Here is a 23,774-nt window from a genome sequence, read left to right as displayed (position 1 = left end):
TGCCGGATCGTCCCGATGCCCAAGGATACCGAAAGCCCCATCCTCGATGCCGAGGACGCCGCCACCGGCGCCGGCCTGATCTATGTCAACGACGACATGCCGGGGATCACCCGCATCCGCGCGGGCAGGGGTTTTTCCTACCGCGATGCCAGGGGCCGCACGATCCGCGACAAGGCCGAACGCAAGCGTCTGGCCGCGCTGGCCATCCCGCCGGCCTACGAGGATGTCTGGATCTGCCCCGACCCGCGCGGCCACATCCTTGCGACGGGGCGCGATGCGAAGGGGCGCAAGCAATACCGCTATCACCCCGATTTCCGCGAGGTGCGCGACAGTGCGAAATACGATCACATGCTGGAATTCGCGACCGCCTTGCCCCGGATCCGCCGCCAGGTGGACAAGGACATGGGCCGCCGTGGCCTGCCCGCCGAAAAGGTTCTGGCCACGATCGTCTGGCTGCTGGAAAACACCATGATCCGCGTCGGCAACAGCGGCTATGTCAAGGAGAACAGGTCCCACGGCCTGACCACCCTTCGCGACCGCCATGTGACCTTCGCCGGGTCCGAGGTGCGGTTCCGCTTCAAGGGAAAGGGCGGCAAGGAATGGGATCTGGATATCCGCAACGCCCGCGTGGCGAAAATCGTCCGCGCCGCCCAGGACGTTCCGGGCCAGCACCTGTTTCAGTATCTCGACGAGGACGGCCAGCGACGCGAGGTCAGTTCGACCGAGGTCAACGATTACCTGCGCGGCATTTCCGGGCGCGAGGTGACGGCCAAGGATTTCCGCACCTGGACCGGCACCGTGCTGGCCGCGCTGGCGCTGGCGGAATACGAGGCCGCCGACAGCGAGGCCGCCGCCCGGGCCAATGTCCGCGAGGCGATCGAGACCGTCGCCGCGACCCTGGGCAACACGCCCGCGATCTGCCGCAAATGCTATGTTCATCCGCAGATCATCGACGCCTATCTGTCGGGCGGGTTGAAGCTGGAACTGCGCGAGAAGATCGCGGACAATCTGAAAAAGCCGGATCTGCGACCCGAGGAAAAGCAGGTCCTGACATTCCTCAGGAGGAGGTTGAAATCATGAGCACCGTCACCGCGACACCGGAAGCCCTGCAACTGATCGAGGAAATCACGGCCGATCACGGGCCGGTCCTGTTCCACCAGTCGGGCGGATGCTGCGACGGGTCCAGCCCGATGTGTTACCCGCAGGACGACTTCAAGGTCAGCGAACGCGACGTGAAGATCGGCGAGATCGGCGGCGCGCCCTTCTATATCTCGGCCAGCCAGTACGAGACCTGGAAACATACCGATCTGACCATCGACGTGGTGCCCGGCCGGGGCGGCATGTTCAGCCTGGATAACGGGCGCGAAAAGCGGTTCCTGACCCGTTCGGACCTGTGCGCGACCTGACCCGCTGTCCCGCGATTGTGAAGCCGCGACCGATCGCCTATAAGCTGCGCGTCCCCCTGGAGGTTCGATCATGGCGCACAGCATCTTCATCGACGGCGAATCCGGCACGACGGGTCTGCAGATCCGCGACCGCCTGCTGGGCCGCGACGATATCGCGCTGATCCAGATCGACCCGGAACGCCGCAAGGATGCCGATGCCCGGCGCGAGGCCTTTGCCGCCGCCGACATCGCCATCCTCTGCCTGCCCGATGATGCCGCGCGCGAGGCGGTGGATCTGACCCGCGATCTGGACGTGCGGCTGATCGACGCCTCGACCGCGCATCGGGTCGATGAAAACTGGGTCTATGGCTTCGCGGAACTGGCCCAAGGTGTCCGCGACCAGATCGCGGGCGCGCGGCTGCTCAGCAATCCGGGCTGCTATTCGACCGGCGCCATCGCGATCATCGCGCCGCTGATCGCGGCCGGCCTGATCGACGAGGAAGAGGCCGTCGCCATCAACGCGGTCAGCGGCTATACCGGCGGCGGCAAGGCGCTGATCAGCGAATATCACGATGGCGGCGCGCCGGCGCATTTCGTCTATGGCCTTGCGCAGAACCACAAGCACATCCCCGAGATCATGGCCTATACCGGGCTTCTGGTGCAGCCGGTCTTTGCGCCTTCGGTCGGCAATTTCGCGCAAGGAATGGCGGTGCAGGTGCCGCTGCATCTGGATGAAAGCCGGACCCTTGCCGCCCTGCGCGAGGCCCTGTCCGACCATTATGCGGGCCAGCAATTCGTCGCGGTCGAAAGCCCGGAGGCGATCGGCGCGCGAATCGTTCCGACGGCGCTGAACGGCACCAACATGATGCGGATCAGCGTCCATGGCGACGATTCGCTGGGTTGCGCGACGCTGGTCGCGGTGCTGGACAATCTGGGCAAGGGCGCGTCCGGCGCGGCGGTGCAGAACATGAACCTGATGCTGGGCCTGCCGGAAGAGACCGGGCTATAGGCCGCAGGGCCCCGGCGCGGCGCAGCGGGACCCCTTGTCCTATCGGGCCTGATCCGACGATTGCGGCAGCGCGAAAGCCACCAGCTGATCCCCCACCTGGGGCTTGACGATCGAGTTTCCGCCCGCGGTGAAGACGACATATTCGCGGCCCTTGTAGTCATAGACCGCCGGAATGGACACGGCCGGGGCATCGACCTGCGCCTTCCACAGGACCTTGCCGGTCTTCGCATCCAGGGCCCGGACCCGCGCATCCATCGAGGCACCGATGAAGATCAGCCCCGATTTGGTCAGAACCGGGCCCCCAATGGTGGGTGAACCCCAGCTTTCGGGCATGTAGAAGCCCCATTTCTGCACCTGGCCGAAAGGTTCCTTCCACAGCGTTTCGCCGGTCTTCAGATCGACCGCCGACATCGTGCCATAGGGCGGTTTCCAGCAGGGCATGCCCAAGGGATTGAGGAAATTGGTCAGCCGGAACCCGTATGGCGCGCCGTTCTGGGGAAACAAGCCGCCCCCGGCCTCGCTGCCGCCCGAGGTCAGGCGGTCATATTCCTCGCGCGGGATCAGCTGATAGATCTGCACGATCTTCGAGCTGTTGACATAGTAGATGCCGGTCTCGGGATCGACCGTGCCGCCGCCCCACTGCATCCCGCCCGCCGTCGCCGGAAAGGTCAGTGTTCCCCGCAGCGAAGGCGGCGTATAGCGGCCCTCATAGCGCAGGTCGGCCGCCTTGGCCGAGCAGAAGCCGAACGAGGCCCAATCGGCCAGGCGGAACACGCCGCCCCAGTCATCAGCGGTCGCGGGTTCGGGCAGTCGCGTCATCGGCTGCGTCGGCGCGGCCTTCTCGCCCTCGACATCGCTGGCGGGGACGGGCATTTCCTCGATCGGATAGACCGGCTCGCCGGTCAGGCGGTTCAGGACGAAATAGAGGCCCATCTTGGTGGTGGCGACCAGCGCCGGAATCGTCTGGCCATCCTTCCGGATATCGACCAGCGTCGGGGCGGCGTTGATGTCGTAATCCCAGATGTCGTGATGGACCAGCTGGCGCGACCAGGCGACCCTGCCGGTCTCGACCTCCAGTGCGGTGATCGAGGTGGCTTGCGGAATCGGGTCCAGCCGGGTGCCGCCATAGAAATCCGGGCTGGGGCTGGACACGGGCAGATAGACCAGGCCGTTTTCCTCGTCCACCGACATGGCGGTCCAGACATTCGCGGTGCCGGTCAGTCCGTCATAATCCTGCGGGATCGACTGATAGGTCCATTTGCGCTTGCCGGTGCGCGCATCGACCGCGAACACCGATCCCAGAGGGTTCTCGGCATCGTACCAGTCCTTGCCGGCCCAGCCCATGATCAGCGTGTCGCCCGTCACCGTGGGCGGCTGCAACTGCGACAGCGGGAAATTGGCGTCGGGCTTGTTCCACTGGTTCACATCCAGGATCCCGGCATCGCCGAAATCCGGGCACAGCCTGCCGGTCTCGGCGTCCACGGCATGCAGGCGCGCATCCATCGTGCCGATATAGACCCGCTTGCTGCAGGGGCCGGTGCTGCCGTCGCTGGCCTGCCAATAGGCGACGCCGCGGTTCTTCAGCTCGGGCTGGGTCAGGGCCTTCAGTTCGGTCTGCGGATCATAGGTCCATTCGACCTTGCCCGTATCGGGCCGGACGGCCAGAATGCGATAGAAGGGCGTGCCGACATACAGCATGTCATTGGCCAGGATCGGGGTGGCCGACCAGACCGTGCCCGGAATATCGCCCGACCCGTCCGAGACGTCGCCCGTATGAAGCTCCCACGCCTTTTCAAGCTGGCCGACATTCTGGGGCGTGATCTGGGTCGAGCGGGCGTATTTCTGCGCCTTCAGATCGCCCTGAAAGGTGGGCCATTCGGTCTGTTGCGCCGCCGCCGGCAGGGCGAAGGCGGCCACAAGGGGAAGAATCGTCATCACGCGTGTCATCGGATCTACCTCGCGACCATGATGAAAACCGCCCAGCAGGCCATCAGCAGAACCATGCCAAGCACGATCAGCACGCTTTCAAGAAACCATGCCGCCAGCGCGGTCAGCGCCGCGCCGACCAGGATCATCACGGTCAGCGTCGTGCGCCAGGCGCCGGGGGCCATGCGGCCCACCGCGAAGGCGGTGATGGCCAGCACCAGCGATCCGCCCGTCACCAGCAATGCGCCGGGCGTTCCCCGGATGCCCGATTCGTGGCTGAAATAATCGACGAGGCCCACGACGACAGCCAGAACGGCCGGCAACGCCATCGCGGTCGCGACCAGTTCTTCGCGGGCGCTCTGCGGCGTCGCGGCATGAGAAACGGATGCTGACATGATGTCTCCTTTCCTGTCCGGGCCCGTCCGGTCGGCGCAAAGGCGCCGGCTGCCGGCGGGTCTGGAAAGGAAAGACCGGCAGAGACATGCCGGTTCCATCCCCGCCCGCGGCCGATACCGCAAACATCGCCCTGGATCACGGGGGCCTCAACCGGCGTCGCGGGTCGCGGGTCGCGGCCGCACGGGCCCGCGCGCAGGAACCTATTCCGCCGTCTCGGCATAGCTGTCCAGCGGCGGGCAGGTGCAGACCAGGTTGCGGTCGCCATAGGCGTTGTCCACCCGCCCGACCGGCGGCCAGTATTTGTCCACGCGGAACGAACCGGCCGGAAAGCAGCCCTGTTCCCGGCTATAGGGCCGGTCCCAATCGGCGACCAGATCCTCGACCGTGTGCGGGGCGCGGCGCAGCGGGCTGTCCTCGGCGCCGATGCGTCCCTCGGCGATCTCGGTGATCTCGTCCCGGATCGCCAGCATGGCGGTGATGAAGCGGTCGATCTCGGCCTTGGTTTCGGATTCCGTGGGTTCCACCATCAGCGTGCCGGCGACCGGCCAGCTCATCGTGGGGGCGTGAAAGCCGTTGTCGATCAGCCGCTTGGCGATATCGTCCACGGTCACGCCATGGTCGGCAAAGGGCCGCGTGTCCAGAATGCATTCATGCGCCACCCGGCCGCGATTGCCCATGAACAGGATCGGATAGGCGCCCGCCAGACGGCTGGCGATGTAATTGGCGTTCAGGATCGCCACCCGTGTCGCCTGGGTCAGCCCCTCGCCCCCCATCATCAGGCAATAGGCCCAGGAAATCAGCAGGATCGAGGCGCTGCCATAGGGCGCGGCCGCGACCGCTCCGCTGCCATCCTCGCGCGGGTCGCCCGGCAGATGCGGGGCCAGATGCGCCTTGACGCCGATCGGGCCCATGCCCGGCCCGCCGCCGCCATGCGGAATGGCGAAGGTCTTGTGCAGGTTCAGGTGGCTGACATCGCCGCCGATCTCGGCCGGCTTGACCAGCCCGACCAGCGCGTTCAGGTTGGCTCCGTCGATATAAACCTGCCCGCCATGATCATGGGTGATCCGGCAGACCTCGCGCACGGTATCCTCGAAGACGCCATGCGTGCTGGGATAGGTGATCATCACCGCCGCCAGCGCGGTCCCGGCCTTGGCCGCCTTGTCGGCGAAATCCTCCAGGTCGATATCGCCATTGGGGGCGGATTTCACCACCACGACCTTCATGCCGCACATCTGTGCGCTGGCCGGGTTGGTGCCATGGGCGCTGGCCGGGACAAGGCAGACATCGCGCTGATCGTCGCCGCGCGACCGGTGCCAGGCCTGGATCGTCAGCAGCCCCGCATATTCGCCCTGCGCACCGCTGTTGGGCTGCATCGAGAAGGCGTCATAGCCGGTGATCTCGCACAGCTTGTCGGTCAGATCGCCGATCGCCTCGGCATAGCCCGCCGCCTGATGGCGCGGCGCGAAGGGATGCAGGCGGCCGAATTCAGGCCATGTGATCGGCATCATCTCGGCCGCGGCGTTCAGCTTCATGGTGCAGGAACCCAGCGGGATCATCGCCCGGTCCAGCGCCAGATCGCGGTCCGACAATCGGCGCATGTAGCGCATCATCTCGGATTCGGCGCGGTTCATGTGAAAGACGGGATGGGTCAGGTAGTCGCTGTCGCGCAGCAGATCGTCGGGGATTGCGGGCCGGTCGGCAGGGGCGGCGGGATCGTCGATCCCGAAGGCATCCAGCAGCCGCGCGATCACGCCCGCATCGGTCGTCTCGTCGAGGCTGATTCCGACGCGGTCGCGGCCCACGCGGCGCAGATTGATGCCGCGCTGTTCGGCGGCGGCCAGGATTCCGGCCTGACCCACGCCGACCTTGACCGTGATCGTGTCGAAGAACGCCTCGGGCGCGACCTCGGCCCCGGCGGCGCGCAACGCATTGGCCAGCGTCGCCGCATTCAGATGCACCCGCTGCGCGATGGCCCGCAGCCCCACCGGCCCGTGGAACACCGCATAGAAACTGGCCATCACCGCCAGCAGGGCCTGCGCCGTGCAGACATTGCTGGTCGCCTTCTCGCGCCGGATATGCTGTTCGCGGGTCTGCAACGACAGGCGATAGGCCTGATTGCCGCCGGAATCGACGGAGACGCCCACGATCCGGCCCGGCATGGCGCGTTTCAGCGCGTCCCGGCAGGCCATGAAGGCCGCATGGGGGCCGCCATAGCCCATCGGCACCCCGAATCGCTGGGCGCTGCCCACGGCAATGTCGGCGCCCATGGCGCCGGGTTCGCGCAGCAGGCAGAGGGCCAGCAGATCGGTAGCCACGATGGCCAGCGCCCTGGTCTCGTGCAGCGCCGCGATCTCGGGCGTCAGGTCGCGGACATGGCCATGGGTGCCGGGATACTGGAAGATCGCGCCGAAGACCTGATCGGCCTTCAGATCGCCGACCCCGCCCTTGAGGATGCGGATGCCAAGGGGCGCGGCCCGCGTCTCGATCACGGCGATGGTCTGGGGATGCAGATCATCGGCCACGAAGAAGGCATCGGCGCCGGACTTGGCCTGCCGGCGCGCCATCGCCATCGCCTCGGCCGCCGCCGTCGCCTCGTCCAGCAGGCTGGCATTGGCGACGGGCAGCCCGGTGAGGTCGGCGACCATGGTCTGATAATTCAGCAGCGCCTCCAGCCGGCCCTGCGCGATTTCGGGCTGGTAGGGGGTATAGGCAGTGTACCAGGCCGGGTTTTCCAGGATGTTGCGCTGGATCGCGGGCGGCGTGACGGTGCCGTAATAACCCTGCCCGATCAGGCTGGTCATGACGCGATTCCCGGCCGCGACCTCCTGCATCCGGGCCAGCAGCGCGGCCTCGGACAGGGCGGGCCAGTCCAGCGGACGGTCCTGCCGGATCGCCTTGGGCACGGTCTGGTCGATCAGCGCATCCAGGCTGTCCGCACCGATTGCCGTCAGCATCTCGGCCATCTCGTCGGGCGAGGGACCGATGTGACGGCGATTGGCGAAATCGTCGGGGTTGTAGTCGGTCGGTGTCCAGCTGCTCATCCGCATCTCCGTCGTGCAGCACCCGCCGGGCCTGCCTTGGTCGTCAAATATCCTCGGGGGGTCCGGGGGGCGAAGCGCCCCCGGCCTTCGCCGGGCCGCAGGCCCGGCCTCGGCTCTCATCCGATCAGGTCGTGATAGGCGGCCTCGTCCATGAAGCCGTCCGTCGCATCCGGTTCCGCCGGCTTGATGCGGAAGAACCAGGCCGCCATCGGGTCGTCGTTCACACCGCCGGGGGTCTCGGCCAGGTCGGCATTGATCGCCGTGATCACGCCCGCGACCGGCGCGCTGATGTCAGAGGCGGCCTTGACCGATTCGATCACCACGATCTCCTCGCCCGCCTCGACCTTGCGGCCCGTTTCGGGCAATTCGATGAACACCACGTCGCCCAGCTGCTCGCTGGCGTGCCGGGTGATGCCGACGGTGATCTCGCCGTCCTGCTCGCGCAGCCATTCATGATCTTCGGTGTATTTCAGCATGGGGTTCCTCAGCGTTTGTAAGAGGGCGTGATGAAGGGCAGGGGGGTGACGACGACCGGCAGCCGCTTGCCGCGCAACGCGGCAAAAAGCACCGCGCCATCGGCGATGTCCGACGGGATTCGCGCCATCGCGACGGGGCCGCCGACCGAGGGGCCGAAGCCGCCCGACGAGACCGCGCCGATCGCCTCGCCGCCCTCGGATCCGGCAAAGACCGGCACGCCTTCGCGGATCGGGGCGCGGCCTTCGGGACGTAGGCCGCGCCGGGTGACGGCGGCGCCGTCGGCCAGCTGCGCCAGCACCGGATCCGCGCCCGGAAATCCGCCCGCCCGCGCCCCGCCCCTGCGGCGGACCTTGGGGATGGACCAGCCCAGCCCGGCCTCGGCGGGCAGCACATCCTTGTCCATGTCATGTCCGTAAAGCGGCATTCCCGCCTCCAGCCGCAGGCTGTCACGCGCGCCAAGGCCGATGGGCGCGACCCGGTCATCGGCCAGCAGGGCCTTGGCGAAGCGTTCCAGAACCGCCTCCGGGACCGAAATCTCGAACCCGTCCTCGCCGGTATAGCCCGAACGCGAGATCCACAGACCGGCCCCCTGCCAGTCCGCGGCCCGGCTGTCCATGAAGCGCATTCCCGTCGCGTCGGGGATCAGCGCGGACAGGACCGCCGCCGCCTCTGGGCCCTGCAGGGCCAGAAGCCCGCGATCCGTGACCGGCTGCACCGCGACACCGGCAAGGCCTTGAAGATGGGCGATGTCCTGATCGGCGCAGGCGGCATTGACGACCAGCAGATAGTGATCGCCGCGATTGGCGATCATCAGATCGTCCAGAATACCGCCAGCCGCATTGGTGAACAGGCCATAGCGCTGGCGTCCTTCCGGCAGTCCCAGAACATCGGCCGGGATCAGCTTTTCCAGCGCCAGCGCGGCGGTCTGGGGATTGCCGTCCAGCGGGCGCACCAGAACCTGTCCCATATGGCTGACATCGAACAGGCCGGCATGGGCGCGGCTGTGCAGATGTTCGGCCATCACGCCCATCGGGTATTGCACCGGCATCTCCCAGCCGGCGAAGGGCACCATCTTGCCGCCTTGGGCGACATGCAGATCGTAAAGCCCGGTCCGGCGCAGTTCCTGGCCCATCTGGCCCCCTCTTTCCTCGCCGGACAGCCGGCATCGTTTCGGCGGAAAACCCGCCCCGCGATGCCCCCTCTGTCCCTGCCCGCACCATCATGGCCGGGCGCCTGAGATCGTTATCCCTTCGGCGGGCCTTCCGGCCACTCTCCAGAGTTCTGACGGATGACGGTCCTTTGGCCTGAGAGTTCGCCGGGGCGGCTGCTCCTTCGGCACCGGCGCCGGGCCGGATTCTCCCGAAATCCTGTCCCGACAGCTATCCGCGCCCCGCGCCCGAGGCAAGCCCCTTGTCGCATGCGGTCGCGAAAGCGGCGCTTTCGGGCCGGCCGGACCGGGCGATTGACAGCATCGCCCGACCGCCCGACAAGATCGGTCATCCGCCGCCAGCCTCGAGGCCCGTCCTGTCGCGCAAGTTCTTCCAGATCGGTTTCAACAAATGCGGCACGACCTTCATCGCGCGTCTCTTCGCGATGAACGGCATTCCGACCGTGCATTGGGAGGAAAACGGACTGGCCGAGGATATCGCCTTCTCGAAGCTGTCGGGCCGGGCACCGCTGCAACCCTGGGCGCATGTGACGGCCTTCACCGACATGGAATCGGTGCGCTCGATCAACCTGCCCATCGTCGAGGCGTTCCGCGAATTCGCCTATCTGGACCGAAGCTTCCCGGGTTCGGTCTTCCTGCTGAACACGCGCCGGGTCGAGGACTGGATCATCAGCCGCTACCGGCATCGCGGCGGCCGCTATGCGCGCGCCTGCGCCCAGGCCCGCGGCGTCGGCCTGCCCGACCTGGCCGATCTGTGGCAGGCCGACTGGGACGCGCATCTGGCCGCCGTCCGCAGCCATTTCGCGGGCCGCCCGAAGCTGATCCAGATCGACATCGACAAGGCCGGTCCCGCCGATTACCGCGATGCGCTGGCGCCGTATTTCGACCTGCCGACCTGTCCGGACCTGCCGGGGCCGGGCCTGCGGCGCAAGCGGGCCGGCTATCTGCCGGCGCTGGACCGGATGCTGAACACCCCGCGCGCCGCCATCCCCGCCGCCGATCACGACCGCATCGCAGGCGGGCTTGCAGCCTTTGCCCGGCCGGCGCGGATACGGATGAAACCGGTGGGTTTCGCCGCCTGTTCCGGCCAGTTCGCCACCTTCGACGCGGCGACCGGCAAGGTCGCCGCGCGCGGTGGCGTGTCGCTGCCGATCCTGCCCGATGCCGGGCGGCGCTTTCACCTGGACCCGGCCTTTCCGCGCTGGATGAACGTCGCGGCGGCGGTGAACGACATCGCCGAGGTCGCGTCGCGGGGGCTTTACTACATCGACATGCAGCCAGCCTGCCGCGCCGGTGCCGGGGACGGTGCGCGGATCGGCCGCCCGATCCTGGCCCCCAGTCGCCGTGCCGGGGCCGAGAACGTGTTCCTGTGGCCCGCGCCGCGCGCGCATTGGCCGGGCAACGATGCCTTTCTGGGCAATCCCGACCGCGCCGATCCGCCCTTTCCGGACAAGCGGGACCGCGCCATCTGGCGCGGGGCGCTGTCGGACGATGCCGCAGAGGACGGTGCCCCGCCCGGGGCAGACCGTCTGGGCTTTGTCGCCGCCCATGCCGGATCGACCGATGTCGATGCCGCCTTCCTGCCCGGGGACCGCGCCGCGCTGGACCGGCGCGGGCATGGCGGCCTGGCCACCGGGCGCGCGGACGAGGCGTTTCTGCTGTCGCACCGCTATCTGATCTGCCTGGGCGGTGTGGCGGGACTTCGGGATTTCGCGGCCCTGGCCAATACCCGGTCCGTGGTGCTGAAAGAGGAAGACGACTGGCAAGGCTTTCATTCCGGCCTGTTCCAGCCCTGGCGGCACTATGTCCCGCTGGCGCAAGGCTGCGGCGATCTGGCGGAAAGACTGGCCTGGGCACGGGCCAACCCGGCGGAATGTGGGCGCATCTCGGAACGGGCGCGGGCAATCTGCGCGGCGCTGGCCGATCCGGACCTGCGCCGCCGGCACCTGACGCGGGTCTTGCAGGATTACCGCGCCGCGACCGGGCAGTGATCGTCAGCTTCTGGGAAAGACGAAGACCCGGTCGCGGCGCAGCATCAGCCACATGGGCGTGCCTTCGGGCGGCAGGAACACCCCCGGCACGGTCGCGATCAGCGCGATGCCGCCCTGGTCGGTCCGGAATTCGACCAGCGATTCCCGGCCCAGATAACGGGCGCGGGTCACACGGGCGCGGGCGGCGGTGCCGTTCTCGATCGTGGGCGCGGGGCCCTGGCCGGCCCGGTCGAAATCGATCTTCAGATGCTGCGGGCGGATCACGATGTCCACCTCGCTGCCGTCGGGAACGCCCGGCGTCAGGAATTGCCCGAAGGGCGTGTCGGTCAGCGCGCCCTGGACACGGCCGGTCAGGACATTGATATCGCTGAAGAATGCGGCAGCCTGGCGGTCAACCGGCGCATTGTAGAGATTATAGGGCGCGCCGTGCTGCATGATCCGGCCGTGGCGCATCAGCAGGATCTGGTCCGCCATCCGCATCGCCTCTTCCGGTTCGTGCGTGACCAGCAGGACGGCGGCGCCTTCCTCTTTCAGCAGCGACAGGGTCTCGTCGCGGATGCCGTCGCGCAAACGCTCGTCAAGGCCGCTGAAGGGCTCGTCCATCAGCAGCACGCGCGGTCGCGGGGCCAGCGCGCGGGCCAGGGCGACGCGCTGCTGTTCGCCCCCGGACAATTCGTGCGGATAGCTGTCGATATGATTGTCCATCTCCACGCGTTCCAGCAGTTCCAGCACGCGGCCGCGGTTGGCGGCAAAGCGGCCCTTCAGCCCGAAGGCCACGTTCTCGCTGACCGGCAGATGCGGGAACAGCGCGAAGTCCTGAAACATCAGCCCGATGGCGCGGCGCTCGGGCGGGATGCGGAAATGCGTGTCGCAGACCAGCCCGCCATCGACGAAGATGCATCCGCTGTCCTGCATGTCCACGCCCGCGACGATCCGCAGCGTCGTGGATTTGCCGCATCCCGACGGTCCCAGCAGGCAGGCGACCTCGCCGGCGCCGATTGTGAAGGATACCTCATCCACGACGCGCTGCCCGTCGAAGGCACGGACGAGGTTCTGAACCTCGAGTCGGGGCGGAATGGTCACGGGACTGGCCGATTCTTTTGGTCAGGTTTCGCCTGCCCTAGCAGGGGCAGGTGAAACCCGCAAGTTCGGCTCAGATCGTCACGTTCAGGGCGCCGCCGTCCAGCAGGACGTTCTGACCGACGATAAAGCGGGCCTGCTGGCTGCACAGGAAGGCGCAGGTGGCGCCGAAATCGTCGGCGCGGCCATAGGTGCCGGTCGGGATCGCGGATTGGCGCTGTTTGCGGGCCTCGTCGATGCTGATGCCCTGCCGTTCCGAAACACCCTTGTCCAGGCTGTCGGCGCGGTCGGTGGCGTGGATGCCGGGCAGGATGTTGTTGACACAGACGCCGTGGCCGGCCACCTGCCGCGACATGCCGGCGACGAAACCGGTCAGCCCCGCGCGCGCCGTGTTCGACAGGCCCAGCGCCGGGATCGGCGAGCGGACCGATTGCGAGGTGATGTTGACCACCCGGCCCCAGCCGCGCCGCATCATGCCCGGAACAAGCGCATGCATCAGCGCGATGCCGGTCATCATGTTCGCGTCGATGGCCCGGATGAAATCGTCGCGGTCCCAGTCGGTCCAGTTGCCCGGAGGCGGCCCCCCGGCATTGGTCACGAGGATGTCGGTCTCGCCCGCCGCCTCCAGCACCCTGGCGCGGCCCTCTTCGGTCGTGATGTCGGCGGCGACCGGGATGACGGAAACGCCGTATTTCTCGGCAATGTCACGGGCGGTCTGGGTGATCTGCGCCTCGGTCCGGCTGTTGATGACCAGATCGACCCCGGCCTCGGCCAGCGCCTCGGCGCAGCCGCGGCCCAACCCTCTGGAGGCGGCGCAGACCAGCCCCCGCTTGCCCTTGATGCCCAGATCCATCGCGTCCTCCTGTGGCGGTTTCGCGCCGCAGCAAACGCGGCCGGCGCGGGATTGTCAAATCTCGGGCAGGCGGCTTCGCCCGTTGGCGCCTGCGGGGCGGAACAGGATCGTCCGGCCGGGATGAAGCGCCGGCCCTAGCGTCTTTCGGCGGCGTCGCGGATGGCGCGGATGTTGTCGCCGTAGATCTGCGGGCGATCGACCGATCCGCCCTTGAACACCGCCGATCCGGCAACCAGCACATCCGCGCCCGCCTTGGCGACCAGCGGAGCGGTTCCGGGGTCCACGCCGCCATCGACCTGAATGCGGATGGGCCGGTCGCCGATCATGCCGCGCAGGCGGGCGATCTTGTCTAGCTGACCGTGAATGAACTTCTGCCCGCCGAAGCCCGGATTGACCGTCATGATCAGCACCATGTCGCACAGATCCAGCAGATATTCCACGGCTTCCAATGCTGTCCCGGGATTGAGCGCGATGCCCGCCTTCCTGCCGGTGGCACGGATCGCCTGAAGCGTGCGGTGCGGATGCGGACCGGCCTCGACATGGGCGGTGATCGAGTCGGCGCCCGCTTCGGCATAGGCCTCGATGAAGGGATCGACCGGCGCGATCATCAGGTGGACATCCATGAAGGTCGTCACATGCGGTCGGAACGCCCTGACAGCCGGCGGGCCGAAGGTCAGGTTCGGCACGAAATGACCGTCCATGACATCGACATGAACCCAATCGGCACCCTGGTCCTCGATCGCCCGGATTTCGGCCCCGAAATCGGCGAAGTCGGCGGACAGGATCGATGGCGCGATCCGGATCTTGCGTTCGAAACTCATGGCGAGCCTTCCTGACATCACGTTGCCGTCTGCTGCCCGGTTGCGCGCTTGCCGTCAAGTCCGGCGCTGCGGCGCAGCCGCGAAGGCCCCTGGCCGGAACCGGCGCGGCCTGATGGCCGGCCCGATGATTTCAGCCTGGGTCGCGGAAGGGCCGGTGCCTGTGTCAGCTTGCCTCGCGAAGGGCATCGATCTCGCTGGCCAGGGCCGAGGCGCCGCCCTCGAAGATCAGCCGCGTGCCATCTTCGCCCGCTTCGGCTTCGACGATGCGGGCATAGACGCCGACCGGATCCTCGCGGATCACCTCGCCCTCGCGCAGGCTTTCGGTGATGAAGGAATATTGTCCATCGGGCAGTTTCGCACCCAGATCGTCCCGGCCGAACCAGTCGATCTGCCCGCTGCCCGGGCCGATCTCTTCCCGGCTGATCACCTGCCCGCTGCCGTTCAGCGTCACCAGCGTGACGCTGTCGGCTGCCGGATCCGGCGACAGATCCAGCGTCAGCGCCTTGTCGCCGAACTTGACCGCCGAGGTCGTGCGCGCCTCCTTGCCGATCATCTCGGCCATCTGGCCAAGACCACCGCCGCCGCCCATCTGCGCGACCATCTGCGCCAGCAGCTTGTTCGTCTGCGCCTGCTGCTCGACCCCCGAAAAGGTCGCAAGCTGCACCGCGAATTCGGTTCCCTCCATCGGGTTCAGCGGGTTCTGATTCTTCAATTGCGACGTCAGCATCTTCAGGAAAGTGTCGAAATCAGTGCCCGAACCCGGCGCGGCGGTGGCGCCAGCGGCGCCTTGTGCCGTGGTTCCGGCAGTGTTGGAAATGGCCGAAATCATGATCTCTCCCTCTACAATCTGATGTCGAGCCGGCCAAGGCCGGACATCCATGGCCCGGCCGACGTGGCGATGGCCGTCTGCATCACCAGGCCCGTCGGCCCGTCGCCGAAATCCGGCAGATTCTGCCCTGCCGGGTTCCGGTCCTGTTCGCCGCTGCCGCGATGATCGAATTCCAGAGTCGCATCCTCGACGCCGACATCGATGAACTGCTCGATCAGCATCGTTGCATTGCGACGCAGCATGTCCATCACCTCGGGCCGTTCCGCCCAGATCACGACATGCGGCGCATGGTCGCGACCGCTCAGTGTCATGCGGACCCGGCCCAATTCTTCCGGAGACAGGGCGATCTCGATGCGATCATCGCGCTGCCGGACGACCGCGTCCGCGATCTGCCTGATCGCCGCGCCGGGATCGTGGCGCGGCAGTTGCGGTTTCTGGCCCGGGGCGTCGCTGAAATCGATGGAAATCAGACCCGGATCGGACAGCCGCAGCATCGCCGGATCGGTGGAAAAGGGCCCCGGCACCGCGGCCCGGTCCTGCGCCAGAGGCGATGCGGCCTGCCCATTGCCCCCGGACCCGTCGGCCGAAAGCCCGGACCCGTCGGCCGAAAGCCTGGTCTCGGCGATGCGCCCCTCGGTCCCGCGAGCCGTCTCGCCCTGGCGATTCGCGCCATCACCTTCCGATTCCGTCTGGATCTCATCCGTTCGATCGCCGCCGCCAGTCAATTCCGAATCGGCGCGCGGTATCGTAGCCGATGCCGCCGAGGGGGGCTGTGTGTTCCCGCTCCTCGGCCGATCGGGCCCGAATTCCGGCAGGGCCTCGTCCGGAATGTCAGCCGTGATCATCGCCTCGCCGTTCGTCCCCACGCGGTCATCGCTCACGATGTTCTGCACAATCGGCGCGGTTCCGGAAATGGCGGTTTCCGCCGCGGCCCGATCCTGCGGCCGGGCGGCGGGCGCGATTTCCGACGTGATGCCCGACCAGGCCTCGATCATGCGTTGCAAGACATCGGCCTGGGTCTGGGCCACGTCGCCATCGGTCGCTTCGTCGCCGTCCTCTGCATCGGATTCCGCGGCTTCGGCCGCGATTTCGGGCGATTCGGCGGCCTCTGCGCCAGGGGCCGGCTCGATCTCTCCGGTTTCATCGACGTTGTCGGCGAAAACCTGCCCGGCTGCCGGATCCGGTGCCGGCCGGATCGGCCGCGATGGTGTGCCCGACTCGTCGGGAAGGGACAAACTGGTGACGTCCATGATCTTCACCTCGATTTTTTTCACTCATAATCGAGAAGCGTTACCAATTATTTTACCCGTGACCCCTAGCCTGACGAAATCTGAAAATATCGGAGTTTTTCTGAAAATGCAGGTTGAGATGATCGGCGGTCCCAGCGGCCTGCCACGCCCCGCGGCCACATCGGCGGACAGGCTGGAACAGGCTTTTCTGGAGGAAATGCTGAAATATTACGGGCCGTCGTCGGGCCAGGGCGATTTCGGTGGCGGGATCGGTGAGGAGCAGTTCGGCAGTTTTCTCAGCCGCGAATGGGCGGGATTGATGGCGGAGCGCCTGGATCTGGGATTCGGCGCGATGCTGAACGAGGGACAGGCATGAAATCGCGGTTTCTCAGGAAATTGACCGATCTGAAATCGGCCGTGATCGCGGCCGATCCCGTTGCCGCGACAGCCTGTCTCGAGGATCTGGCCCATATGGCGCGGCGCGGCCTCGGCGTGGAAGAACGCGCGCAGGCGGAAACAAGCCTGTCGGAGATCCGCGATCTGGCACAGGCGTCCGAACGCGGTGCGCGCCAGGCGATCGAGCAGATTCGCGCCATCGTCGAGGCCGCGCGATCTCTCCAGACCTATGACAGTGCGGGGCGCCGTCACGCGACATCGACGACGGCCCCGGCGCCGCATCGCTTTTAGATAAAATGCGCCGCGAAGAGGCTTTGAGATAACGGGGCCGGTTCACTAGTTGTAAACCGCAGGCCGATATGAAGGTGGCCGTGCCGCGAACGGTGCGGGGCGAAGATGCCCGACGGGTCAGAAGGCCAGAACCCTACGCAATCGCGGGCGCAAAGCGCCCCAATTCAAGGAGGACAACATGTCCAGCATTCTGACCAACCAGGGCGCCATCGTTGCGCTGCAGACGCTCAAGAGCATCAATTCCGGTCTGAACAAGGCCCAGTCGGAAATCTCGACCGGCAAGGCCATCGGCAGCGCCAAGGACGATGCCGCGATCTGGGCGATCTCGAAAACGATGGAAGCCGATGTCAGCGCTTTCAAGGCGGTTTCGACCAGCCTGAATACGGCAACAGCCACGGTCGAGACCGCCCGCAGTGCGGCGGAGCAGATCACCGAGAAGCTGAAGGGGATCAAGGACAAGGTCGTGACGGCCCAGTCGGCCTCCTCCAGCGACCGCGTCAAGCTGCAGAACGACATCGAGTTGATGAGCAAGCAGATCGAATCGATCGTCAACGCGGCCCAGTTCAACGGCGTCAACCTGATCGATGGCACCAGCACCGCCACCTACGACATGGTATCGTCGCTGGATCGTGTGGGCTCGACCGTCAACGTGTCGAAGATCCAGGTGGATCGCCAGGATCTTTCGATGGCCGGCGCGGTTGCCGCGACCTTCGGCGGAACAGCGGTCACCGATACCTCTATCATCAACAATGGCGGGACCGCGGCCGGAACTGCCGACACTGTCGGCGGTGGCAGTGTCCAGACCATCAAGATCGCCTCGGTCGGCTCGGGCTACAGCTATCGGCTGACGCTCGATGACAGTGCAAACCAAAACGTCCTGGGCTCACGGACCTTCGACTATGTCGCGAAGCCCAGCGACAGCACCAGCGACATTGCCAACGCGCTGGGCCAGGCTCTGCAGAATAATCTGATGGCCAACGGGATCACCCAATACAGCGTGACCCGGGTCGGCGACGAAATCCGCCTGACCAACAACCTTGCTGCCGGCGTCGGCAACGATATCGACGTGACCGCGGTGACCGCGACGGGCGGCACGCCCGCCTCGGGCGGGGGCATGGCCGATCTGGCAGGCTTCGACGTGACCAGCGATGCCGGCGCCGCCGACGCGCTGACCAAGGTCGAAGGTCTGCTCAGCACCGCGATCGACGCGGCTGCGGCTCTGGGTTCGGCGCAGAACCGGATCGAAACCCAGAACGACTTCGTCGGAACGCTGACCGATCTGATGAAGACCGGCATCGGTTCGCTTGTCGATGCCGACATGGAAGAGGCATCGGCTCGGCTGCAGGCACTGCAAACCCAACAGCAGCTTGGCATCCAGGCATTGTCGATCGCCAATCAGGCGCCCTCGTCGATCCTGGCCCTGTTCCGCTGATCCGGGCTTGATCCGCTTCCGGGGCGCCCGCGGGCGCCCCGGCCCCACACCACCCAGCCATACCGGGATCCAAGACATTGAATGCGTTGACTTCACAGTCCGAATACGGTTACGGCGCGCCCAACCTGCGCCCGGCCCGAGAACTCGAATACGACGCCTTTTCACGGGTGACGCGCATGATGCGCCAATCCCAGGCACCAGGATGCGAGACGGGCATGATCGCAGCCATTCACAAGAACAAGGAATTGTGGATGATACTGGCTGCGGACCTGGCCGACCCGGGCAACGGCCTGCCCGACGCTTTGAAGGCGCAGCTTCTGTCGCTTGCGCGGTTTTCGTTGCGTCACTCCGATCGCGTTCTCGCCGGCAACGCGACAAGCGCGGTGCTGATCGACGTCAATATCTCGATCATGAAGGGCCTGCGCGGCGAGGTAAGGGCATGAGCGGCCTTGTCCTCAAGCTGGGCCCCGGTGAGCGTGTGCTGATCAACGGCGCCGTCATCGAGAATGGCGAGAAGCGGTCGAAGATCTCGATCAAGACGCCGAACGTGAACGTGTTGCGGTTGAAGGATGCGATTCATCCCGACAATGCCAGGACACCTGTGTCGCGCGCCTGCTATATCGCGCAGCTGATGCTGTCCGGCGATGCCGCGCCGGAGGAGGGGCGGCGGCAATTGCTGGTCTCGATCGAGGCGCTGAGCCAGGTGTTCGATGATCGTGACAGCCGCCTTGTTCTTGCCGAGGCGACCGACCATGCGCTGGCCGGCGCGCCCTATCCGGCGATGCGAAAGCTGCGCGAGTTGTTGCCGCGAGAAGCGCGGCTTTTCGCGGCGCGCCCGAATTGAGGTCCCGATGACAAACGCTGCGATCAATCTGGGCATCGGCGGCATCGCGGGATGGCGCATCCTGCAACGCACCGAGGCGAGTCAGGTGCAGGCGATCGCGCAGGATCCGGTCGTTCAGCGCTCGACGGCGTATTTTCGCGAGAATACTGCTTCGGGCATCACGGCCGAGGATCTGGTCGGCAATTACCGGCTGCTCAGCGTCGCGCTGGGCGCCTTTGGTCTGGAAGACGATTTGCCGAACAAGGCCTTTCTCCGCAAGATTCTGGAATCCGATGTCGGCGACCAGACATCGCTGGTCAATCGTCTCAGCGACAAGCGCTATCTTCGGCTGGCCCAGGCGATGGGGATGGAGGAAGGAGGGAACGCTTCCGCCAATCTGGGCGAACGCATATCCGAAGCCTATCTCGAACGCGAATTCGAACGTCGCGTGGGCGAAGGTGACGAATCGCTGCGCCTGGCGCTGAATGCGCGGCGCGAACTGGAATCCATGAGGGAACGCACATCCTCCAACAACACCTTGTGGTATGAAGTCCTGGGCAACCCGCCATTGCGCGAAGTATTCGAAAAGGCGTTCGGTTTCGGCAGCGATTACGGAAAGCTCTCGGTCGATCGACAGCTGGAGGAATTCACCAAGGCTTCAGAACGCTATCTTGGAAGCGCGGATTTCAAGGATATTGCCAGCGATGCCGGGATCGATCGCTTGGTCACATCCTACCTGGCGCGCTCGCAGATCACCACGACCTTTGCCCAGAACCGCTACAGCACCGCGCTGACGCTTCTGACATCCTGACGCCGGATTCGCCCCTTCGAAACGCGCCGCTCTTCGGCGCATTTCGCCGGTTCTTGCGAACTTGCATCGCCAAAGGCTCTGCTCTGGTCTACACGGACGCTCGGTGCGCGACAGCCCTTGGCGTCTGCAAGCCTGTCTCGCCGGCGACCGAGGCCGCCACGCGCCCTTGCACATGAGACGCGCTTGGCTATAACCCCGGACGATTTGCGCCGATCCCAGACAGCCCGGAGGCTTGCATGCCGAAAAGAACCGATATCAAGTCGATCCTGATCATCGGGGCCGGGCCCATCGTCATTGGTCAGGCCTGCGAATTCGACTATTCCGGCGCCCAGGCCTGCAAGGCGCTGCGCGAGGAAGGTTATCGCGTGATCCTGGTCAACTCCAATCCCGCCACGATCATGACCGATCCGGAAATGGCCGATGCGACCTATATCGAACCGATCACGCCGGCCGTGGTCGAAAAGATCATCGCCAAGGAACGGCCCGATGCGCTGCTGCCGACGATGGGCGGGCAGACCGGGCTGAACACCGCGCTGGCGCTGGCCGATAGCGGCGCGTTGAACCGCTACGGGGTCGAACTGATCGGCGCGCAGCGTTCGGCCATCGAAATGGCCGAGGACCGCAAGCTGTTCCGCGAGGCGATGGACCGGATCGGGCTGGAAAATCCGCGTGCCACGATCATCGCCGCCCCGAAACTGGCAAATGGCAGATACGACATCGCCGCCGGCGTCGCCCAGGCGGTCGAGGCGCTGGCGGATATCGGCCTGCCCGCGATCATCCGCCCGGCCTATACGCTGGGCGGCACGGGCGGCGGCGTGGCCTATAACCGCGACGATTATGAAGGCATCGTGCGCGCGGGGCTTGACGCCTCGCCCGTGGCACAGGTGCTGATCGACGAAAGCCTTCTGGGCTGGAAGGAATACGAGATGGAGGTGGTGCGCGACCGCGCCGACAATGCCATCATCGTCTGTTCGATCGAAAACGTCGATCCGATGGGTGTCCATACCGGCGATTCGATCACGGTGGCGCCCGCGCTGACGCTGACCGACCGCGAATATCAGCGGATGCGCAACGGTTCGATCGCGGTCCTGCGCGAGATCGGGGTCGAGACCGGCGGATCGAACGTGCAATGGGCGATCAACCCCGAGGATGGCCGGATGGTGGTGATCGAGATGAACCCGCGTGTGTCGCGGTCCTCGGCGCTGGCTTCGAAGGCGACCGGGTTTCCCATCGCCAAGATCGCCGCGAAACTGGCCGTCGGCTATACGCTGGACGAACTGGACAACGACATCACCAAGGTCACGCCGGCCTCGTTCGAGCCGAGCATCGACTATGTCGTGACCAAGATCCCGCGCTTCGCCTTCGAGAAGTTCCCGGGCGCCAAGCCCGACCTGACCACCGCGATGAAATCCGTGGGCGAGGTCATGGCCATCGGGCGCAGCTTTCACGAATCGCTGCAAAAGGCCTTGGCCAGCATGGAAAACGGCCTGACCGGCCTTGACGACATCGCCATCGAGGGCGCCGCCGAACAGGGCAGGCCGGCCGTCATCGCCGCATTGTCAAGACAGACGCCGGACCGCATCCGCATCATCGCCGAGGCGATGCGTTTCGGCCTGGGCGACGACGACATCCAGCGCGTCACCAGCTTCGATCCCTGGTTCCTGTCGCGCATCCGCGAGATCGTCGATGCCGAACACCGCGTCCGCAAGAATGGCCTGCCCACCGACGCGCAAGCCCTGCGCGGCCTCAAGATGATGGGCTTCACCGATGCACGCCTCGCCACCCTGACCGGACGCGCCGAATCCGACATCCGCCGCGCCCGCGCCCAGGCCGGCATCCGCCCCGTCTTCAAGCGCATCGATACCTGCGCCGCCGAATTCGAGGCCCAGACGCCCTACATGTATTCCACCTATGAAGCCCCGGCGATGGGCGACGCGGAATGCGAATCGCGCCCGACCGGTGCCAGGAAGGTCGTCATCCTGGGCGGGGGCCCCAACCGCATCGGCCAGGGCATCGAATTCGACTATTGCTGCTGCCACGCCTGTTTCGCGCTGACCGACGCGGGCTACGAGACGATCATGGTCAACTGCAACCCGGAAACCGTCTCGACCGATTACGACACCTCGGACCGGCTCTATTTCGAACCGCTGACCCTGGAACACGTGCTCGAAATCCTGCGAATCGAGCAGGAGAACGGCACCCTGCACGGCGTCATCGTCCAGTTCGGCGGCCAGACGCCGCTGAAACTGGCCCATGCGCTGGCGGCCGAGGGCATCCCGATCCTGGGCACCACCCCCGACGCCATCGACCTGGCCGAGGATCGCGAACGCTTCCAGGACCTGCTGAACCGGCTCGACCTGCGCCAGCCGATCAACGGCATCGCCAGCAGCGATGCCCAGGCCATCGCCATCGCCGAACGGATCGGCTTTCCGCTGGTCATCCGCCCCTCCTACGTGCTGGGCGGCCGCGCGATGGAGATCGTGCGCGACATGGACCACCTGAAACGCTACATCACCGAGGCGGTGACCGTTTCGGGCCGGAACCCCGTGCTTCTGGACAGCTACCTTTCCGGCGCGATCGAGGTGGATGTGGACGCCCTCAGCGACGGCGAAACCGTGCACGTCGCCGGCATCATGGAACATATCGAGGAAGCGGGCGTCCATTCCGGCGACAGCGCCTGTTCGTTGCCCCCCCACACGCTGGACGCGGCCACCATCGCGGAACTGAAACGCCAGACCACCGCGATGGCGCGGGCGCTGCGCGTCGTCGGCCTGATGAACGTGCAATTCGCGATCAAGGACGGCGAGATTTTCGTGCTCGAGGTCAATCCCCGCGCCTCGCGCACCGTGCCCTTCGTCGCCAAGGCCACCGACAGCGCCATCGCATCCATCGCCGCCCGCCTGATGGCCGGCGAGCCGATGTCGCACTTTCCCGAACGCGCGCCCTATCCCGAAGGCGTCGGGCCGGAAGACGACCTGCCCTTTGCCGATCCGCTGACCCTGGCCGACCCGATCACGCCCTGGTTTTCGGTCAAGGAGGCCGTGCTGCCCTTCGCCCGCTTCCCCGGCGTCGATACGCTGCTGGGCCCGGAAATGCGTTCGACCGGCGAGGTGATGGGCTGGGACCGCAACTTCCCGCGCGCCTTCCTCAAGGCGCAACTGGGCGCGGGCGTCGCGCTGCCCCATGACGGCCGCGTCTTCATCTCGGTCAAGGACGCCGACAAGACCGACGCGATGGCGCAGGCCGCGCGCGATCTGGTGGCGATGGGCTTTGCGCTGACGGCGACCTCGGGCACGGCCGATTTCCTCGCCTCGCAGGGCGTGGAATCGACCCGCGTGAACAAGGTCTACGAGGGCCGCCCGAACATCGTCGACCGCCTGAAGGACGGCGAGATCGCGATGGTCCTGAACACGACCGAGGGCGTGCAGGCCATCGCCGACAGCCGCGACATCCGCTCTGTCGCGCTGTATGACAAGATCCCCTATTTCACCACGGCCGCGGGCAGCATCGCAGCGGTCGCCGCCATCCGGTCACGCGAGGAAGGGGAAGTCGGGGTGCGAAGCTTGCAGGCTTGAATCATGAAAAAGAACTCATCACATATGAGCCGTCAGCCATTGGCTATGCTGGCCCTGTTCTTTCATGCTGTCTGGCTTTCCGTATTTGCTTATTTTCTTTGTGAACCGCGCCGGGTTTTCCGGAGGCTGATTTGTCTTAGTTACGCGGCCATGTCTGATCTTTCCAGAGCGGCATAGAAGTTTGCCTCGGCCTCTGCTGGCGGGATGTTACCGATGGGTTCCAGCAAGCGTCTGTTGTTGA

Annotated in this window: 21 protein-coding genes and 1 riboswitch; of the genes, 11 read left to right on the top strand and 10 right to left on the bottom strand. The window is 66.1% G+C overall.

Annotated elements, in window-relative coordinates; genetic code table 11:
• Positions 1 to 15: 15 nt before the first annotated feature.
• The 3 genes from AC13CR_RS04125 (at position 16) to argC (ending at position 2,394) form a co-directional block, all read left to right on the top strand.
• Positions 16 to 1,080, top strand: coding sequence for a DNA topoisomerase IB (locus tag AC13CR_RS04125; protein ID WP_482900669.1), 1,065 nt, complete (start codon positions 16 to 18; stop codon positions 1,078 to 1,080).
• A complete protein-coding gene (locus tag AC13CR_RS04120) occupies positions 1,077 to 1,406 on the top strand; it encodes a DUF779 domain-containing protein (protein ID WP_292954092.1) in 330 nt (109 codons plus the stop codon). The genes AC13CR_RS04125 and AC13CR_RS04120 overlap by 4 nt, the downstream gene beginning before the upstream one ends.
• Positions 1,407 to 1,476: 70 nt before the next feature.
• Positions 1,477 to 2,394 carry an N-acetyl-gamma-glutamyl-phosphate reductase gene (gene argC, locus AC13CR_RS04115; protein ID WP_292954089.1) on the top strand — a complete coding sequence of 306 codons (918 nt, stop codon included), beginning with the start codon at positions 1,477 to 1,479 and terminating at the stop codon, positions 2,392 to 2,394.
• A 39-nt stretch (positions 2,395 to 2,433) separates the two neighbouring features.
• On the opposite strand, the gene AC13CR_RS04110 is transcribed toward argC, so the two are convergent.
• From AC13CR_RS04110 to gcvT, 5 genes are all read right to left on the bottom strand, one after another.
• Positions 2,434 to 4,329, bottom strand: coding sequence for a pyrroloquinoline quinone-dependent dehydrogenase (locus tag AC13CR_RS04110; RefSeq protein ID WP_292954086.1), 1,896 nt, complete (start codon positions 4,327 to 4,329; stop codon positions 2,434 to 2,436).
• A gap of 17 nt (positions 4,330 to 4,346) precedes the next feature.
• Positions 4,347 to 4,715: a hypothetical protein gene (locus AC13CR_RS04105; RefSeq protein WP_292954083.1), complete on the bottom strand. Its 369-nt coding sequence runs from the start codon at positions 4,713 to 4,715 to the stop codon at positions 4,347 to 4,349.
• 201 nt (positions 4,716 to 4,916) lie between these two features.
• Entirely contained in the window at positions 4,917 to 7,757 is a 2,841-nt protein-coding gene (gcvP, locus tag AC13CR_RS04100; RefSeq protein ID WP_292954080.1) for an aminomethyl-transferring glycine dehydrogenase, read from the bottom strand.
• 116 nt (positions 7,758 to 7,873) lie between these two features.
• Complete coding sequence (gene gcvH, locus AC13CR_RS04095) at positions 7,874 to 8,233, bottom strand: glycine cleavage system protein GcvH (RefSeq protein WP_292954077.1); 360 nt, start codon at positions 8,231 to 8,233, stop codon at positions 7,874 to 7,876.
• 8 nt (positions 8,234 to 8,241) lie between these two features.
• The gene (gene gcvT, locus AC13CR_RS04090; RefSeq protein ID WP_292954074.1) at positions 8,242 to 9,366 is read right to left on the bottom strand and encodes a glycine cleavage system aminomethyltransferase GcvT; all 1,125 of its coding nucleotides are present in this window, start codon (positions 9,364 to 9,366) and stop codon (positions 8,242 to 8,244) included.
• Between the two features lie 150 nt (positions 9,367 to 9,516).
• Positions 9,517 to 9,606, bottom strand: a riboswitch (glycine riboswitch).
• Positions 9,607 to 9,644: 38 nt separating this feature from the next.
• Here gcvT and AC13CR_RS04085 point away from each other — a divergent pair.
• On the top strand, positions 9,645 to 11,393 hold the full coding sequence (locus AC13CR_RS04085) for a glycosyl transferase family 90 (protein WP_482900668.1): 1,749 nt from the start codon (positions 9,645 to 9,647) through the stop codon (positions 11,391 to 11,393).
• A 3-nt stretch (positions 11,394 to 11,396) separates the two neighbouring features.
• Here AC13CR_RS04085 and AC13CR_RS04080 read toward each other — a convergent pair whose 3' ends face one another.
• From AC13CR_RS04080 to fliK, 5 genes are all read right to left on the bottom strand, one after another.
• Entirely contained in the window at positions 11,397 to 12,476 is a 1,080-nt protein-coding gene (locus tag AC13CR_RS04080; RefSeq protein ID WP_292954068.1) for an ABC transporter ATP-binding protein, read from the bottom strand.
• Positions 12,477 to 12,546: 70 nt separating this feature from the next.
• Positions 12,547 to 13,326, bottom strand: coding sequence for an SDR family oxidoreductase (locus tag AC13CR_RS04075; RefSeq protein WP_482900667.1), 780 nt, complete (start codon positions 13,324 to 13,326; stop codon positions 12,547 to 12,549).
• A 134-nt stretch (positions 13,327 to 13,460) separates the two neighbouring features.
• Positions 13,461 to 14,147: a ribulose-phosphate 3-epimerase gene (gene rpe, locus AC13CR_RS04070; protein ID WP_292954063.1), complete on the bottom strand. Its 687-nt coding sequence runs from the start codon at positions 14,145 to 14,147 to the stop codon at positions 13,461 to 13,463.
• Between the two features lie 163 nt (positions 14,148 to 14,310).
• Positions 14,311 to 14,976: a flagellar hook capping FlgD N-terminal domain-containing protein gene (locus tag AC13CR_RS04065; protein ID WP_292954060.1), complete on the bottom strand. Its 666-nt coding sequence runs from the start codon at positions 14,974 to 14,976 to the stop codon at positions 14,311 to 14,313.
• An 11-nt stretch (positions 14,977 to 14,987) separates the two neighbouring features.
• Positions 14,988 to 16,226 (bottom strand): flagellar hook-length control protein FliK, encoded by a 1,239-nt coding sequence (gene fliK, locus AC13CR_RS04060; protein WP_482900666.1) that lies wholly within the window; start codon positions 16,224 to 16,226, stop codon positions 14,988 to 14,990.
• Here fliK and AC13CR_RS04055 point away from each other — a divergent pair.
• The 7 genes from AC13CR_RS04055 to carB all read left to right on the top strand — a co-directional run bounded on the left by AC13CR_RS04055 (position 16,216) and on the right by carB (position 23,533).
• Positions 16,216 to 16,581 (top strand): hypothetical protein, encoded by a 366-nt coding sequence (locus AC13CR_RS04055; RefSeq protein WP_414692143.1) that lies wholly within the window; start codon positions 16,216 to 16,218, stop codon positions 16,579 to 16,581. The two genes, fliK and AC13CR_RS04055, sit on opposite strands and share 11 nt — an antisense overlap.
• A complete protein-coding gene (locus AC13CR_RS04050; protein ID WP_292954054.1) occupies positions 16,578 to 16,892 on the top strand; it encodes a hypothetical protein in 315 nt (104 codons plus the stop codon). The genes AC13CR_RS04055 and AC13CR_RS04050 overlap by 4 nt, the downstream gene beginning before the upstream one ends.
• Before the next feature lie 178 nt (positions 16,893 to 17,070).
• Positions 17,071 to 18,324 (top strand): flagellin N-terminal helical domain-containing protein, encoded by a 1,254-nt coding sequence (locus tag AC13CR_RS04045; protein WP_482900665.1) that lies wholly within the window; start codon positions 17,071 to 17,073, stop codon positions 18,322 to 18,324.
• An 86-nt stretch (positions 18,325 to 18,410) separates the two neighbouring features.
• Positions 18,411 to 18,767 carry a flagellar biosynthesis regulator FlaF gene (gene flaF, locus AC13CR_RS04040; protein WP_292954048.1) on the top strand — a complete coding sequence of 119 codons (357 nt, stop codon included), beginning with the start codon at positions 18,411 to 18,413 and terminating at the stop codon, positions 18,765 to 18,767.
• A complete protein-coding gene (gene flbT, locus AC13CR_RS04035; protein WP_292954045.1) occupies positions 18,764 to 19,168 on the top strand; it encodes a flagellar biosynthesis repressor FlbT in 405 nt (134 codons plus the stop codon). Before flaF ends, flbT begins: the two co-directional genes overlap by 4 nt.
• Positions 19,169 to 19,175: 7 nt before the next feature.
• A complete protein-coding gene (locus AC13CR_RS04030; RefSeq protein ID WP_292954042.1) occupies positions 19,176 to 19,958 on the top strand; it encodes a DUF1217 domain-containing protein in 783 nt (260 codons plus the stop codon).
• A 236-nt stretch (positions 19,959 to 20,194) separates the two neighbouring features.
• Positions 20,195 to 23,533 carry a carbamoyl-phosphate synthase large subunit gene (gene carB, locus AC13CR_RS04025; protein WP_292954039.1) on the top strand — a complete coding sequence of 1,113 codons (3,339 nt, stop codon included), beginning with the start codon at positions 20,195 to 20,197 and terminating at the stop codon, positions 23,531 to 23,533.
• Positions 23,534 to 23,774 lie beyond the last annotated feature (241 nt).

The organism is Paracoccus sp. L-17, from assembly GCF_056857655.1.
This window is presented reverse-complemented; position numbering and strand designations above follow the sequence as displayed.

What these genes read in the sequence shown, in the direction of transcription:
- AC13CR_RS04050 (WP_292954054.1), top strand. Translation starts at nt 16,578, where the DNA reads ATGAAATCGCGGTTTCTCAGGAAATTGACCGATCTGAAATCGGCCGTG.
- argC (WP_292954089.1), top strand. Translation starts at nt 1,477, where the DNA reads ATGGCGCACAGCATCTTCATCGACGGCGAATCCGGCACGACGGGTCTG.
- AC13CR_RS04030 (WP_292954042.1), top strand. Translation starts at nt 19,176, where the DNA reads ATGACAAACGCTGCGATCAATCTGGGCATCGGCGGCATCGCGGGATGG.
- AC13CR_RS04110 (WP_292954086.1), bottom strand. Translation starts at nt 4,329, where the DNA reads ATGACGATTCTTCCCCTTGTGGCCGCCTTCGCCCTGCCGGCGGCGGCG.
- flbT (WP_292954045.1), top strand. Translation starts at nt 18,764, where the DNA reads ATGAGCGGCCTTGTCCTCAAGCTGGGCCCCGGTGAGCGTGTGCTGATC.
- carB (WP_292954039.1), top strand. Translation starts at nt 20,195, where the DNA reads ATGCCGAAAAGAACCGATATCAAGTCGATCCTGATCATCGGGGCCGGG.
- AC13CR_RS04120 (WP_292954092.1), top strand. Translation starts at nt 1,077, where the DNA reads ATGAGCACCGTCACCGCGACACCGGAAGCCCTGCAACTGATCGAGGAA.
- fliK (WP_482900666.1), bottom strand. Translation starts at nt 16,226, where the DNA reads ATGGACGTCACCAGTTTGTCCCTTCCCGACGAGTCGGGCACACCATCG.
- AC13CR_RS04125 (WP_482900669.1), top strand. Translation starts at nt 16, where the DNA reads ATGCCCAAGGATACCGAAAGCCCCATCCTCGATGCCGAGGACGCCGCC.
- AC13CR_RS04065 (WP_292954060.1), bottom strand. Translation starts at nt 14,976, where the DNA reads ATGATTTCGGCCATTTCCAACACTGCCGGAACCACGGCACAAGGCGCC.
- gcvT (WP_292954074.1), bottom strand. Translation starts at nt 9,366, where the DNA reads ATGGGCCAGGAACTGCGCCGGACCGGGCTTTACGATCTGCATGTCGCC.
- AC13CR_RS04045 (WP_482900665.1), top strand. Translation starts at nt 17,071, where the DNA reads ATGTCCAGCATTCTGACCAACCAGGGCGCCATCGTTGCGCTGCAGACG.
- rpe (WP_292954063.1), bottom strand. Translation starts at nt 14,147, where the DNA reads ATGAGTTTCGAACGCAAGATCCGGATCGCGCCATCGATCCTGTCCGCC.
- gcvP (WP_292954080.1), bottom strand. Translation starts at nt 7,757, where the DNA reads ATGAGCAGCTGGACACCGACCGACTACAACCCCGACGATTTCGCCAAT.
- AC13CR_RS04075 (WP_482900667.1), bottom strand. Translation starts at nt 13,326, where the DNA reads ATGGATCTGGGCATCAAGGGCAAGCGGGGGCTGGTCTGCGCCGCCTCC.
- AC13CR_RS04105 (WP_292954083.1), bottom strand. Translation starts at nt 4,715, where the DNA reads ATGTCAGCATCCGTTTCTCATGCCGCGACGCCGCAGAGCGCCCGCGAA.
- gcvH (WP_292954077.1), bottom strand. Translation starts at nt 8,233, where the DNA reads ATGCTGAAATACACCGAAGATCATGAATGGCTGCGCGAGCAGGACGGC.